At 30.7% G+C, this 13445-nt stretch carries 8 protein-coding genes and 1 other RNA gene; 2 read left to right on the top strand and 7 right to left on the bottom strand.

Going from position 1 to position 13445, the window contains the following annotated elements:
- Window positions 1-34 precede the first annotated feature (34 nt).
- The 6 genes from BUA86_RS11330 to ssrA all read right to left on the bottom strand — a co-directional run bounded on the left by BUA86_RS11330 (window position 35) and on the right by ssrA (window position 9772).
- On the bottom strand, window positions 35-2410 hold the full coding sequence (locus tag BUA86_RS11330; protein ID WP_072932738.1) for an AIPR family protein: 2376 nt from the start codon (window positions 2408-2410) through the stop codon (window positions 35-37).
- A gap of 3 nt (window positions 2411-2413) precedes the next feature.
- Complete coding sequence (locus BUA86_RS11325; protein WP_072932737.1) at window positions 2414-3385, bottom strand: PD-(D/E)XK motif protein; 972 nt, start codon at window positions 3383-3385, stop codon at window positions 2414-2416.
- Window positions 3386-3388: 3 nt separating this feature from the next.
- Window positions 3389-6136: a Z1 domain-containing protein gene (locus tag BUA86_RS11320; protein ID WP_178300418.1), complete on the bottom strand. Its 2748-nt coding sequence runs from the start codon at window positions 6134-6136 to the stop codon at window positions 3389-3391.
- Between the two features lie 80 nt (window positions 6137-6216).
- Window positions 6217-7671 carry an ATP-binding protein gene (locus BUA86_RS11315; protein ID WP_072932733.1) on the bottom strand — a complete coding sequence of 485 codons (1455 nt, stop codon included), beginning with the start codon at window positions 7669-7671 and terminating at the stop codon, window positions 6217-6219.
- A 103-nt stretch (window positions 7672-7774) separates the two neighbouring features.
- Window positions 7775-9013, bottom strand: a complete 1239-nt coding sequence (locus tag BUA86_RS11310; protein WP_072932731.1) for a DNA cytosine methyltransferase — start codon at window positions 9011-9013, stop codon at window positions 7775-7777.
- Window positions 9014-9373: 360 nt separating this feature from the next.
- Window positions 9374-9772, bottom strand: a transfer-messenger RNA (tmRNA) gene (ssrA, locus tag BUA86_RS11305).
- Window positions 9773-9911: 139 nt separating this feature from the next.
- Here ssrA and BUA86_RS11300 point away from each other — a divergent pair.
- Together BUA86_RS11300 and BUA86_RS11295 are read left to right on the top strand one after the other, a co-directional pair.
- Window positions 9912-11417, top strand: coding sequence for an aldehyde dehydrogenase family protein (locus BUA86_RS11300; RefSeq protein ID WP_072932730.1), 1506 nt, complete (start codon window positions 9912-9914; stop codon window positions 11415-11417).
- A 37-nt stretch (window positions 11418-11454) separates the two neighbouring features.
- Window positions 11455-11826, top strand: a complete 372-nt coding sequence (locus BUA86_RS11295; RefSeq protein ID WP_072932728.1) for a DUF779 domain-containing protein — start codon at window positions 11455-11457, stop codon at window positions 11824-11826.
- A 307-nt stretch (window positions 11827-12133) separates the two neighbouring features.
- On the opposite strand, the gene thrC is transcribed toward BUA86_RS11295, so the two are convergent.
- Window positions 12134-13444 carry a threonine synthase gene (gene thrC / locus BUA86_RS11290; RefSeq protein ID WP_072932726.1) on the bottom strand — a complete coding sequence of 437 codons (1311 nt, stop codon included), beginning with the start codon at window positions 13442-13444 and terminating at the stop codon, window positions 12134-12136.
- Window position 13445: the final 1 nt, after the last annotated feature.

Below are 13445 nucleotides of genomic sequence, written 5' to 3'. Positions count from 1 at the left end.
ATTATTAAGGGGACGATTTTAATGAATATAAAATCTACATATTTATTCCAAATTTCTTTAGCTTTTTTAATGATTCAAAAGCTTTTATTAGAGCTTGCTCTTTTATATTTTCTCTTTTCAATAATGAAATTTGAACTGACTTTACATTAGCTAATTCAAGTCCATTAAATATTTTTGTTTGATTTGCTACATCTATAATTCGATTCCATTCATCTTTTGAAAGTAATAAAAGTTTATCATATATGAATTTAACTTCAATTATTTCAGTTTCCATAAGTTTTGATAAAGCTCTTACTTCATCAATAAGTTCTGGTTTTTCTTGAACAAGTTCAAGAACTTTTTTACCAAAATTAATTTCCCTCGTAGATAAATTTTTATTATTTCTTAATTTGTTAACTAAATCAAAAGCAATATCCCAATTAAAGTCAACAGACTTTTCTTTATCAATATAAATTCTGAAGCCATCCCAAAATTTCAAACCAATTTTTTGAATTTCACTAACAAGGAAAACTCCTGATTCAACATTAGCAGAATCAATTTCCTTTTCCTTTTCACGTTCTTCTTTTTCTTCTGAAGAAATTAAATATCCTGATAATATATTAATTAAATCATTATTATAAGGAATTTGTTTTAATTTTATCCAAGAAGTTTCTCTTTTAGCATATTCAGAAATTAAACTGTTATTCGCTTCATTTATCAAATTTTCATAAACAAAAAATAACAATTTTTTCAAGTGATCCATCAATACATAATCCACTTTTTGACTTTCATAGATTTTCCATAAATCCAATCTATTATTAGTTAAATAATGAAAGTAAGAAAGAGTATAAGCAACAGTAAAAGATTTCAAGTTGGTATCACCAATTGCATCTACATTTTTACGACCAAATAATTTATTAATTGATTTGAATAAAATAGCATTTGCAATAAGTTTTTTATAAAAATTTTCTCCTGGAAATTTATTCTTACTTACAAGTATATTTATCTTTTTTGTAAAATGGATGAAATTTTTCTGTGAACCTTGAGATACAAAATGTGGTTCCAATTCCCAAAGATTAATAAACTTAGCAATATCAGATTTAACAAACTTCAAATGAGATGGATTTTGTTCTTTAAATTTCTTCTGCTGACTTGTAGTTTGTTTGTTCAAAGTTTCACGATATTGCCCATTTGCTCTTTCAAAAAACCAAAGTAAAGATTGATTTCGATTCTCAGGATTAACAACATATTTCTTTCTTGAGAGATTTTCTATATGTACAAAATAAGGATTGTTAGATGACAAATCTAATTCAGAAACTTTATTTTGACTATTTGCAAATCTTGAAATATTAGGGACTTCAATATTTTTCTGTTCAGTATCTTTAATAACAGTGAGTTTCATTTGAACGAAAATTTTGCTCAAATCTGCTTCTTTATACTTTTTTTGAGTGTGATAAAGTGAAGCTGTAGTTTGCCCGCCATTTACAATTTGAAAATCATTTAACTTAGTTATTACCATTTGCCCATCAACTAATTTTGTTTCGACATATTCAGCAGTAGCAGTAATTCCATTATTATAAGGTAGAAACATTTGTGGTTTTGTACGAATAGTATCTCTAATTCCTTTATTGAATTTTCCTGCTTGACCTAAGAAAGCTCGCACATTACTTTCTAATAATTCATTTGAGAATTCTTTATATAAATTAGCTAAAACTTCGCCAGGAATAATTGCTAAGTAGCAATCGTACATTTCATCTATGTTTGGAATTTGTAAACATTGCAAACCTTTACCTTCTTTAGAAAATTTTTCAAATTCAACTTCTATTGGTTCATGAACACTATTAGTTTCATTGATTTTAAACAAACGAGAAACATCCCAAGTATGTACGAAAACACTTTTATCATTTATTTCTAGATTTTCTTTATCGTGATTAGAAAAGCCATTAATAAGAAAATATACATTAATCCTATCGAAATCTTTGCCTTGTTTTCCAATAATTTTTATTAATTCATTGAGTTCGGTATGTGAATGGTCGATATAATCGATATGTCTTTTGAGCGAAGAATTGATGAATCTTTTGATTTGGTTCAGCGATTTTGTGTATTCATCTTTTGGAATATTGTATTCAAAACTGTCATTTCTAAAACTTGTAATAAACAAGTCTAAGGTTTCAAAATATGTTTTATTATTTTCATCTTTAAATTGGTCTTTCAGACAATAACCATTTATTTTCCAGTCTATTCCGCCCTGGTTATTGGGGTGAATGTAAGACAGAACTCTTGCACCTTCAGACTTTCCGATTGATTCAAAAACTTCGATACAATATTCGGTAAATTTATCTTCAAAACTTACACCATCTCCGTCTGAATAAACCAAAGATGCCACATCAGATTTTAGTTCTTCAATGTAATTTTGTAATGCTTTTTCCATTTATTAAATTTTTTGAGAAATCTCATCAAATTCGATCGAAAAATTTTCTACAGCGGAAAGTTCGATGAAATAAGAAGTATTGTAAACGCCATTAGGAAGCTCACTTTCGATGATCTTTGGAAATTCTTCTGAGACAGAATAAGAATAAGTTCTTTTTAAAGAAAACATTTTGTTATAATGTTCATTATCATCTTCAAAATATCCTAGAAGCATCAGCCTTTCGTTGAAAAACTTTAGTTCATCAATATTGGCAGACAATTTTTGTTGGGTTTGACTGATTAAAGAATTAAGTGTAAAACCATTTTCTTTCACTTCTTCTGCCGTATAGAGAATCAAAAATAATTCGTTTAGATTTTGAGAATCTAATTGTCCTTCGTTAGTAATTTTTATTTTCGGATATTTTGAAGATGTTAATTTAATTTCAATTCCAGTTCCTCCAAAAACAAAATCTTTGTCCTCAAAATCTGGTCCTGTCCAAGCGTTTAAAATAGTTGATGAAGATTTTGGGTTATCTAGAAGATGGTTGATAAAAAGCAATTCGCCAATCAACCCTTTTTGTTGTTCGATGCTTAAACCGTTGAAATTGATTTTATCAAAAAGTTTTTTCCATTTAGAAATAACGTTCAGTGTTTTTGTAACCGCTTCACTTTCTGTAACGCTTTCAGCAATATTCTCCAGAATATTTTGAATAAATAGAGAAAATATATCTTTTAAATCATTGTCTAACAAATAAATGTTCATTTCACAAAAATCACCTATTTCTAAAATGAAGATCTCCACACCTTTGAAACGATAATTTTTAAGATCCGGAATTTCCACATTTTTGGAAACCGACATTATGTATAAATGTTGCCCGGTAATATGATTGGTTGCTGCATAACAATTAAGATGTAAAATATCTTCAATCCTTGTTTTTATAATAATGATGTCACCGGTTGGTTTTTGGGCTTCCCAGATGGTTTTAATATTTATCATAGCTTACAAATTATTATCATTTGGAGAATCATCATCTTCCTGCATTTCTTCATCAAAACTATCATAGATTGTAGTTGTGTAAGAAGTTTTAACTTCGTTTTCAATTTTTGGAAAGTGGAGACTGTAGCCAATAATAGGAATTTCGTTGTTCACATTTGGTGTACCTCTTTCGTCCAAAGCATAAATTAAAAGCAAACCTTTCTTCTCTTTTTCTCTTTCAATTTTTATAACATCATTTTTTTTCAAATTGGAAACCTTTAAATCAACTTGACGGTCAACTGTATCATCAATTTGATTTTTAGAAATTAAATAATATTCACCGTCTCTTAACAATTGTTGGTTACGTACACTACACCCCAACTCTAAATTCTTGTTACCAATTTTAATTTCATAAGTTTTTACTTCTGCATTATTGCTTCGTTCCCCTTTTTTTGAACCGCCTTTAAAATCAATAAAAGTTTCTTTATCAGTATTTGAAACTATTGCTATAGACCACTCTTTAATTTCATTTTGATTCATTACATATTCACCAAGGCTTGCATTTTTGATTCGTAATAAATCTATTTTGAAATTATCTAAAAATGTTGCTATTTTCTCTTTATCAAAATCTTTAATTAAAACATATCTTGGGATGGTGTCACTTTCTTTATGCTTGATTATTTCAAAAGGTTTATTTCCAATATCCAACAATGATTGGAAGTTTTTGAAATTACTTTCAATCGCCGATTTTGTTTTCAATAATTGATAAGTCTGTGGATTTGTTCCTGAAAATGAAATTTCAATATTCTTGGAAAAATTTAGTTTTGCTAAACTTGTAATAGTCATCAAACCGTGATGGTTTCTCACTTTCAATCTAAAATCTTTCGGTCGTTGATGCGAAGTAGTCATTTCATCAAAATCATTCCGCATTTCTTCTGTTGCCATTGTTATGTGGTTGAACCATTCAAAAATTTGTTCGGTGGTGTATAATCTGCACAAATCGACATAACCAGGGCGATAACCAAACCAACGGCCCATTTGCATCAGCGAATCGTACATTTTGGTAGTTCGCAAATAATAACTCACAGATAATCCTTCTAAAGTAATTCCTCTCGACAATCTGCTACCACCCACTGCAATGACAGACAAACCATTTTCATGTCTGTTGTAATCTATTTCTTCAATATTATGATACTCCAGATTGGCTGTAGAACGTGTTCCGTGAACAGAGCGGACATCAATTTTTGAAACGGCCTTTTTCAGTTCGTCCTTTACTTCTTCCCAAGAGTGTTGCTTGATTCTGATGTCTTTATAATCTAAATTTTCTAAAACATTGTCGGTAGTTGATATAAAATCAGATTCAAATAATTCTTTCAGTTCCTGCAAAATTCCAGTATCTTCAGCTTTGATTGCGTTTGCATATTCTCTCGTCTTTTCGTTAACCAAATACGCAACTTTGTCAATCCATTTTACCAAGAGGGCAACATGAACTAACATTGAATTATGCTTATTTTCGTGACCTCTCAGTCTGCGGATTGAACAAGTAAGAATAAACGATTTTATGGCTTTTTCCAGACTTTTTGGAAGGTATTCCGGTAAATCTTCTTTGTTAAATTTATTTACTGTTTTGAAAAACGGAGGGTCATAATCATCAATTGCCCTGAAAATATCCAAAGGTTCTTTTGTTTCTCCATTTGGGTTTTCAAAACCAAAAATTTTTGTTGCACCGATGTAATTGGTTGGGGCTTTTATGTTGATGATAAAATCTCTTGGAAATAAATCTTCACCAATTTTATATTCTTTATTTTTTACAATAGTCGTTAATTCATCATTGTGTGTCTGAGAAATAAACAAGTTAGCGTACGGCGTTGCAGTGTAACCAATAAACGTATTCTGATTGAATAAATTAAGTAACGTTCTGATTAACTTATTAATCGTTTTGATGTCTTCAATACTTTTACTTGCGTTTACAGAAGCAGCATCTGCTTCATCATCAATCACAAGAACGGGTACATCAAATAATTTTGTGGAGCCATCAATAATTTTTGCATTCACATCTTTAGAAAACCAATCAATTAGATTTTCAAGGATGCTTTTATTTTTTTTGATAACAAAAACGACTGGATTTTTTCCTATTGGAATATTTAGTCTGTTGGCAACAGACTGACTGAAATCGCCTTCATCTCCTGATTTATAATATGATGATGTTAAAGAATAAATATCAGTATTGACTTTGTATTTTCCAACGCCAATAATTTTGTTTTCATTTTCTCTGATAAATGCAGAACTGTTTCTACCGATGTATCCGGAATCAATCCTCTCTTGTGTTTGCCTTCTAAGTGAACTGATTGTTCCAGCAATAACAATGATTACTTTGTAACCCGCATCTGTAGCCTTATTTATCAAACCAACGTAATTTGAAGTTTTACCAGATTGAACGTGGCCAACAACCATACCTCTTCTGTCAAACGATTTTGTTTCTTTAGGATTTACGCACTTATCTAAAATTTTATCTGTAAAATCATCTAAATCATTAACCGGAAATGACGGGTCATTTTTCTGCATATCCAATTTGTATCTATCCCACAAATCAAAATTGATATTTACTTTTTCATCATTTAGCCAAGGCGTTACTTTTTCATCGTAGAGTTCTGTAATTGCTCCATTTCCAATACTAAAATCTGCACGAAGAATTTCAAATAATTCATCTTTATCGAATATTTGTCCTTCAACAATATTCATTGCTTTAGTTTTCTCAATTACTTTGAGCAAAATATCGTCTGTGATTTCTCCCTGATGAAGAGACAGTAAAGTATGTGATATTGCTCTTGCAGATTGTAGTAATGTATTCATTATAGATAATCGTTAATTAGTGGAAATAAATTAAAAGGCATGGATGACATAATTTGTTGTTTCGCCAAAGATTCTGGAATGCCTTGCTGAACATATATTTTGTACAACTCAACAGCAAGATTTAACAAATCATCGCTCGGTATTTCTGAATGTTTTTCTAGTTCATGAAAAGCTGGGTCTTCATTTTGATTGGTTAAAATCAATTCAATAGGAATATTTTCTTCCAGAAGTTGTAGTGCTTTTGACATTAACTTGTTTTTGTCTGTCAGCAATGAATTAATTATTGGATGCTTTCTGTTGATTTTATATTTTTTGATTCCTTCACGAGTAATTTCATCCATCCACAAAGGTTCAAAAGTTGAATTTTTATTTTCAGAAAAAGTTTTTTGCCCTCTCCAATTGTAGATTTTAGCAGATTTCATTATTGCAATTTTTGCAATTCTTAAAAGCTCTCTTCTAATTTCAATTGGTGGTGTTGCAGTAGATTTCTTAATATCTAAATTCCAATTGAAATCATTTGAATTAGAAAAATTAACAGAAATTCTTGCGAGTTTTGCATAATCTCTTTTTTTTTCAAGCCTAAGCCAATCTCCAGCAACTAATAATCTATCTCCTCTGTAAATATAAAAGCCTTGTTGCTGAAACCAACCCAAAGAACCGCCCGTTTTATCGTAATCTTCCTTACCAATTTCTGACATATGCGGTAAAATAAAGTAAGTTATTTCAACATTTTCAAACTTTTCAGACAAACCCATTTCTGGTTTTGGGTCGAGATTTAATAAAAATGGATTGTATGCTTCTATTTGCTCATTCTGAAAAAATATTTTAATTCTTTTGCTCTCAACAAATTTATGAAATACCAAACTCAAATGTTCTCGTACATTTTCCATTTCTTGGTAAAAAGCATTTTTTACACTTTCATTATTGCTCTCAGCATTGCCAACAATTCTATCTAGTTTTTCCCATAAAACTAAAGTGCCAGATTTTTGCCTATTTATTTCATCAAGTAAACTTGAATCAGAAATGTAATCTAAAAGTTGCCATTTTTCTTCACTGTTGATAAAATCAATATCCCAACATCTTTTAACTGTTGAAAAATTTACTCGCTTCGAAATACAAGTTAATCTTTTACATTGTGAAAAAGAGGCAGTTTTTAGCCCCATTCCGAAACGTCCCAAATCTTTCTCCAAGCGTTCATCTTCTGGATCTTTACTTCCGGGAGTCATTGCTAAAACCAATTCATCTTTATTCATTCCATCTCCATTATCTTTAATGGAAATAAATGAATCCTGACCATTCCATTTATACGAGATAGAAATTTCTTTTGCATTTGCAGAAATACTATTGTCAATAATGTCAGCAATTGCTGTCGATAAATTATACCCAAAACTCCGATACGAGTTAATTGTTGATTTTGGATTTGGCTGGGCTATTTCGGCTTTGAACTCCTTCATTTAAATCTGTTTTTTCTACTAATATTTAATTTCTTTAATGTTGTAATGGCTTGTCTATTTGATAATATTCTATAAGTAGATTTCTAAATAAGAGAGGTATATTTTATTGATTTGACTTTAAAATATTTTTAATTTTTTTAGCAATTCCTTCTCCCATCAATACAGGTACAGCATTTCCAATTTGTTTAAATGCTGCTGTACGGTTAGATTCAAAAAAATAATCATCAGGGAAAGATTGAATTCTTGCAGCTTCTCTCACAGTAATAGAACGATTTTGAGAAATATCAGGATGAATGTAATAATGTCCGTCTGCACAAATATGTGCTACCACAGTATGTGAAACGCCTTTATGATTGACTACTTGAAAACGATTAGTAAATGTTTTTATATTATTGTGCTTTATCAATCTAGTTGGTAATTCTCCATAATTTAATCTTTTACCTTCATTAACCCATTTATTAACAGCAATTCTATAAATTTCAAGATCATTTTCATTATTGAAACGCGAAATATGTTGCGTTGTAAAATCAATTCCATTACGAATTCCAAAAGAATCTAAATAATTATTAGTTTTTTTTTCATATTGAGAAACACCCCAATTTCCTTGCCCACTTTTTATTTTAGGTAAATCAGAAAAAAGATGTTTTCCTATTTCAAATTGAACCTCAACTTTGTTGAAATCAGGGTATTCTAATTTAAAATTCTTTTTCCATCCAATTATAATAACTCTTTTTCGATTTTGTAAAACACCAAAATCTTGTGCATTTAAAACTCTTTTATCCAATTCGTAACCAGCTTCTCGAACAGCTTCAAAAATTAATTGAAGATAATGACCATTTTTTGCTGTAAGAATACCTGGTACATTTTCAAAAACAAACATTTTTGGTTGATACTTTATCAAAAATTTTACATAGTGTTTATATAGATGATTTCGTGGATCATTAGTCATATCTTTCCTTACTCTTCCGGCAACAGAATATGCTTGACATGGTGGCCCCCCAATGATTAAATCGATAGTGTTATTTTTCAGTTCTTTATCAATTTCATCAAAAATATAAGGTAATGTTTCTGGAGATATTTCTTTATTTATAACTGATTTTATAAGATTTGCCGGAACTTTTTCCCAAAGCTCATTTCTTGTAATTTTTCCTTTAAGATAATCATAATATTCCTCCATGCGACCATTATCTTTTAGCCAATGAAAAGCTGTTCTCGTTCTCAAAGTATCACATGCATCTTTATTCATTTCAACATGAGCAATAGGTTTAAATCCAGCACGTATAAATCCCTCAGAAAGTCCTCCTGCTCCTGCGAATAAATCTATGTAATTTAATTCTTTCATTCTTTATATCTCAATTCTAATAATTACCATTGTATGTTTTATAAAATGTTATTTATATTCATCTTTTTATAAACTTTTTATGAAACAAAAGCTTATTATTTATTTAATGAAATGAATATATTTTTGTTTTATACAAAAATAACAAAAAATATATTCATCATTGGATACATAACACAATGTTACATTAGAATAAAAATCATTTATTTAAATATTATTAACACAAATTAATAATATTTAAATAATTTATCCTTATGGAAAACCATAATGAAAAAAAATATTTTTTATTAGTCAACTATATTAACAGATTAAGAAATAACAATAAAAAACCCAGGCCATTTAAATGGTCTGGGTTAATATTATCTGTGGAGCTGGCGGGATTCGAACCCGCGTCCAAACAAGCAACAAATAAGCTTTCTACATGCTTAGTTTATTTTTAATTGTCGGCGAAATCCTGAGAATAAACACTCTGTCAAACGCTTAGTTTCTTAAATTTCGGAATCTATTCGAAACGCCAAGATTCCTATTCTTACTTTCCCGTGTCCCTTAATCAAACGCCGTAAGTCAAGGCTTTTGAGGGACATTCAGCTTCTATACCTTGTATAGATGTAAGCGAATTCCTACTAAAATTCAGAATTATGCAGCTAAAGCGTACTCTTCGTTGCCAGTTAAAAGGTTGAAGTGCCTGATTAAAGTGAGTACACAACATATCACTGCATGCTTACTTACCCATTGGCCCTGCTGTCAAAACCAGTCAGCCCCATAAAGTAAAATCCGTATCACTACGGACGGATGGCAAATCTACAAAATTTATACCAAATAAAATTAACTTTTTGTAAACAGTTATTGATTTTATAATGGATTAATTTAGAGAGATTAATCAAATAAAAATAATATAAATATGGGAAATTTAGTAAATGTTCCAAGTTTTAAATCGGAATATGGGAACTATATTAATGGTGAATTCGTAGCACCTAAAAATGGAAAATATTTTGATGTGGTTACACCAATTACAGGAAAAGTATTTACAAAAGCAGCACATTCTTCGGAAGAAGATTTAGAATTAGCTGTTAATGCAGCGCATGAAGCGTTTAAATCTTGGAGCGAGACATCTGCCACAGAACGTAGTATTATTCTGAATAAAATTGCAGATCGTATAGAAGAAAATTTGCAAGAAATTGCAGCTGTAGAAACATACGATAATGGAAAACCAGTTCGTGAAACATTAAATGCGGATATTCCATTAGCAATAGATCATTTCAGATATTTTGCTTCGGTAATTAGAGCAGAAGAAGGTTCTATAAACGAATTAGACAAAGACACTGTTTCTATTATTGTTCATGAGCCACTTGGTGTTGTAGCACAAATTATTCCATGGAACTTTCCAATTCTTATGGCAGTTTGGAAATTAGCGCCAGCTTTAGCAGCAGGTAACTGTGTAGTATTAAAACCAGCAGAATCTACACCAATTTCTATCTTATATTTAATAGAGCTTATCGGAGATTTAATTCCAAAAGGAGTAGTAAACATTGTAAATGGTTTCGGAGGAGAATTAGGACGTCCTTTGGTAACAAATCCTAAAGTATCTAAAGCAGCATTTACAGGATCTACAGCAACAGGTCGTTTCGTAATGCAATATGCAACAGAAAATATTATTCCAGTTACATTAGAATTAGGAGGGAAGTCACCAAATGTTTTCTTTGAATCTGTAATGGATCATGACGATGATTTCTTAGACAAGGCTGTAGAAGGAGCAGTATTATTCGCTTTAAACCAAGGTGAAATTTGTACATGTCCATCTCGTTTGTTAATTCAGGAATCTATCTACGATAAATTTATAGAGAAAGTTGTAGCGCGTGTAAATGCTATAAAAGCAGGAAATCCGCTAGATCCAGAAACTATGATAGGAGCACAAGCATCTCAAATTCAATATGACAAAATTTTAGGTTATATAAAATTAGGAAAAGAAGAAGGAGCAGAAGTATTAACTGGAGGTGATGCCAACCACTTACAAGGAGAATGTGAAGCAGGATATTACATTAAGCCAACATTATTTAAAGGTACAAACGAAATGAGAATTTTCCGTGAAGAAATTTTCGGACCAGTATTAGCCGTTACAACTTTTAAAGATGAGGAAGAAGCTATCAAAATAGCAAATGATACTATCTATGGTTTAGGTGCTGGTGTTTGGACTAGAGATGCACACCAATTATACCAAGTTCCTCGCGCAATACAAGCAGGTAGGGTTTGGGTAAATCAATACCACAGTTACCCAGCAGGAGCTCCATTTGGAGGTTATAAACAATCTGGTATTGGACGTGAGAATCATAAAATGATGTTAGATCATTACCGTCAAACAAAGAATATGTTAGTTTCTTATAGCAAGAAAAAATTAGGATTCTTTTAGAGAATAATCTCATTAAAATCAACAAAAAATATGAATTATGAATAGAGTTGATTTAACAGCCAAAGCAAAAGATCTTCTGTTAGAATTAAAAGAAAAACACGGAGATTTAATGCTTTATCAGGCTGGTGGTTGTTGCGAAGGTACGCAACCACAATGTTTCAGAAAAGGTGAATTTTACCTTCGTTACAAAGATGTTTGCATCGGCGAAATAGAAGGAGTTGAGTTTTGGGTAGACAAAGATTTATTTGAATATTGGAAACATGCGCATTTCGAATTAGATGTTATAGATGCAATTGGTGCTGGTGGGTTCTCTTTAGAGGTTCCTTTGGGAAAAACATTCAAAGTAAATTATAGGATTTTTACACAAGATGAGCTTCAGCAATTAAGCGAAGTTAAAATTAACTTATAACAATAAAAGCTGTTTCGTGAGAAACAGCTTTTATTAATTTATCTTGTTTTGGGCGTTCCCTTCGGGCGTGCTTTCCATTACAATCTTTTTTAAAAACTACGTAGAACTTCGTTTTAAAAAAGGATTTCCATTGCAATCACTAACGCAATTGGCATTTGTTTATTCAAGTAAATTCGCTTTCAATTTAATTTTCTTTATTATAACTCTTCATGCGACAAGGATTGTAACGATATCCTTTTGTGTAGCGTTCTAGCGAACAAAAGATAAAGTGGAAAGCCTGGCAGTCGCCCAAATAAAACTTATGTTTTTACTTGTTGTTAATTAACCAATTTTTCAAAGCATCAAAGTCATTGTTCATTAAGACTTTATTGGCTGGTTTATTTTTTAATTCTTCTAAAGATGCTGGGTAAGTTATTTTAGAACGAATTTCTTCCGAGAAAACTTCAGGAAATTTGCAAGGATGAGCAGTCGATAAAAATAAAATAGCTTCTTTATCATTCGATTTTTTTGCTTGATAATCTTTCGCAGCCAACCACGCAATTGCTGTATGTGGACATGCAATATAAGTATAGGCTTGGTAAATTTCTTCTATAGCTTTTTGTGTTTCTTCGTCGGAGAAAGAATAAGATTCTATTTTCTCTTTTAATAGATTGACATCGTTATTAAAGAAAGCCATTAAACGTGTCCAATTGCTTGGATTCCCAACATCCATGGCATTAGATAATGTTTGCACAGATGGTTTTGGTTGATAAATATTGGTTTCTAAAAAAGCAGGAACTGTGTCGTTTGCATTTGTAGCAGCAATAAATTTGTCAACTTTTAAACCTAATTTAGAGGCTAATACACCAGCCGTAATATTTCCGAAATTTCCACTTGGGACAACAAAAGATACATTTTCGAATCCTTGTCTCTTTGCCTCAGCAAATGCTTCGAAATAATAAAAAGATTGTGGAATTAAACGCGCAATATTAATAGAATTAGCAGAGGTTAAATTTAATTGCTGTTGTAATTCTTCATTAAGAAATGCTTGTTTAACTAAATGCTGACAATCATCAAAAGTTCCGTCAACTTCTATTGCTCTAATGTTTTTTCCATTTGCTGTTAATTGTAATTCCTGTATAGGAGAAACTTTTCCTTTAGGATATAGAATTGTTACGCGTGTTCCCTCAACATCAAGAAAGCCCAATGCAACAGCTCCTCCTGTATCGCCAGAAGTCGCAACTAAAACATCTAACAATTGATCTTCTTTTTTAGAGAAATGAGCCATAATACGACTCATAAATCTTGCGCCGAAATCTTTAAAAGCAAAAGAAGGTCCGTGAAATAATTCTAAAACAGCTAAGTCTTTTTCTAAGAATTGTAATGGAGCAGGAAAGTTAACAACTTCGTTTATAATTTTATTTATTTCATCTTCTGTAAAATCGTCTTTTAATAATTGATAACTTATTTTTTGAGCGATTTCTGTAAAAGAATAATTTTCGATAGAATTTAACCATTCTTCATCTAATGCATCTATACTTTGAGGCATATATAAACCATTGTCTTTTGGTAAAGATTGAAAAACAGCTTCTTTAAAATTTACACTATTTTCTGAATTATTTGTACTGTAAAATTTCATT

Origin of the sequence: Chishuiella changwenlii, assembly GCF_900142565.1 — a bacterium.
GTDB lineage: Bacteria > Bacteroidota > Bacteroidia > Flavobacteriales > Weeksellaceae > Empedobacter > Empedobacter changwenlii.
The sequence above is the reverse complement of the archived record's forward strand: the minus strand, read 5'-3'. Positions and strand labels throughout refer to the sequence as shown.

What these genes read in the sequence shown, in the direction of transcription:
- BUA86_RS11330 (WP_072932738.1), bottom strand. Translation starts at nt 2,410, where the DNA reads ATGGAAAAAGCATTACAAAATTACATTGAAGAACTAAAATCTGATGTG.
- BUA86_RS11325 (WP_072932737.1), bottom strand. Translation starts at nt 3,385, where the DNA reads ATGATAAATATTAAAACCATCTGGGAAGCCCAAAAACCAACCGGTGAC.
- BUA86_RS11315 (WP_072932733.1), bottom strand. Translation starts at nt 7,671, where the DNA reads ATGAAGGAGTTCAAAGCCGAAATAGCCCAGCCAAATCCAAAATCAACA.
- BUA86_RS11310 (WP_072932731.1), bottom strand. Translation starts at nt 9,013, where the DNA reads ATGAAAGAATTAAATTACATAGATTTATTCGCAGGAGCAGGAGGACTT.
- BUA86_RS11300 (WP_072932730.1), top strand. Translation starts at nt 9,912, where the DNA reads ATGGGAAATTTAGTAAATGTTCCAAGTTTTAAATCGGAATATGGGAAC.
- BUA86_RS11295 (WP_072932728.1), top strand. Translation starts at nt 11,455, where the DNA reads ATGAATAGAGTTGATTTAACAGCCAAAGCAAAAGATCTTCTGTTAGAA.
- thrC (WP_072932726.1), bottom strand. Translation starts at nt 13,444, where the DNA reads ATGAAATTTTACAGTACAAATAATTCAGAAAATAGTGTAAATTTTAAA.